Annotated in this window: 1 protein-coding gene; it reads right to left on the bottom strand. The window is 65.7% G+C overall.

The features are described 5' to 3' along the window. Nucleotides 1-1,552: maltose alpha-D-glucosyltransferase (gene treS / locus ACFVYK_RS37940; RefSeq protein ID WP_389781292.1), on the bottom strand; the 1,552-nt coding region annotated here is incomplete at both ends.

Here is a 1,552-nt window from a genome sequence, read left to right as displayed (position 1 = left end):
AGCGGCTGAGGTCGAGCTCGGTGGGCTGTGCGAAGCGTGAGAAGTTGTGCACGCACAGCACCAGGTCGTCCTCGTGTTCGCGCAGGAAGGCCAGGACGGCGGGGTTGGAGGAGGGCAGTTCGGTGTAGGTGCCCAGGCCGAAGGCGTGGTTCTGTTTGCGGATCTCGATCATGCGGCGGGTCCAGTGCAGCAGCGAGGAGGGCGAGGACATCGACGCCTCGACGTTGGTGACCTGGTAGCCGTAGACGGGGTCCATGATGGTGGGCAGGGAGAGCCGGCCGGGGTCGCAGGAGGAGAAGCCGGCGTTGCGGTCGGGGGTCCACTGCATGGGGGTGCGCACGGCGTCGCGGTCGCCGAGCCAGATGTTGTCGCCCATGCCGATCTCGTCGCCGTAGTAGAGGATCGGCGAGCCGGGCAGGGACAGCAGCAGGGCGGTGAAGAGTTCGATCTGGTTGCGGTCGTTGTCGAGGAGGGGGGCGAGGCGGCGGCGGATGCCGATGTTGGCGCGCATACGCGGGTCTTTCGCGTATTCGGCGTACATGTAGTCGCGTTCTTCGTCGGTGACCATTTCGAGGGTGAGCTCGTCGTGGTTGCGCAGGAAGATGCCCCATTGGCAGTTGGCGGGGATCGCGGGGGTCTTGGCGAGGATCTCGGAGACGGGGTAGCGCGATTCGCGGCGGACGGCCATGAAGATGCGGGGCATGACGGGGAAGTGGAACGCCATGTGGCATTCGTCGCCGCCGGAGGCGTAGTCGCCGAAGTAGTCGACGACGTCCTCGGGCCACTGGTTGGCCTCGGCCAGGATCACGGTGTCCGGGTAGGCCGCGTCGATCTCCTTGCGGACCCGCTTGAGGAACTCGTGCGTCGCGGGGAGGTTCTCGCAGTTCGTGCCCTCCTCGGCGTACAGGTAGGGCACGGCGTCGAGGCGGAAGCCGTCGATCCCGAGGTCGAGCCAGAACCGCAGCGCGGAGATCATCTCGTCCTGGACGGCGGGGTTCTCGTAGTTGAGGTCGGGCTGGTGGGAGAAGAAGCGGTGGAAGAAGTACTGCTTGCGGACGGGGTCGAAGGTCCAGTTGGAGACTTCGGTGTCGACGAAGATGATGCGGGCGTCGCCGTACTGTTTGTCGTCGTCGGCCCACATGTAGTAGTCGCCGTAGGGGCCGTCGGGGTCCTTCCTCGATTCCTGGAACCACGGGTGCTGGTCGCTGGTGTGGTTCATGACGAAGTCGATGATGACGCGCATGCCGCGTTGGTGGGCGGCGTCGACGAACTCGACGAAGTCGGCGAGGTCGCCGAACTCGGGGAGGACGGCGGTGTAGTCGGAGACGTCGTATCCGCCGTCGCGCAGGGGGGATTTGAAGAAGGGCGGCAGCCAGAGGCAGTCGACTCCGAGCCATTGCAGGTAGTCGAGTTTGGCGGTGATGCCCTTGAGGTCGCCGACGCCGTCGCCGTTGCTGTCCTGGAAGGAGCGGACGAGGACCTCGTAGAAGACCGCGCGCTTGAACCACTCGGGATCGCGGTCCTTGGCCGGAGTGTCCTCGAAGGTGTCCGG

Source organism: Streptomyces sp. NPDC058291 (genome assembly GCF_042880855.1).
Classification (GTDB): Bacteria; Actinomycetota; Actinomycetes; order Streptomycetales; family Streptomycetaceae; genus Streptomyces.
Note: the sequence above shows the minus strand (reverse complement) of the source record. Positions and strands in the feature narration are given on the sequence as shown.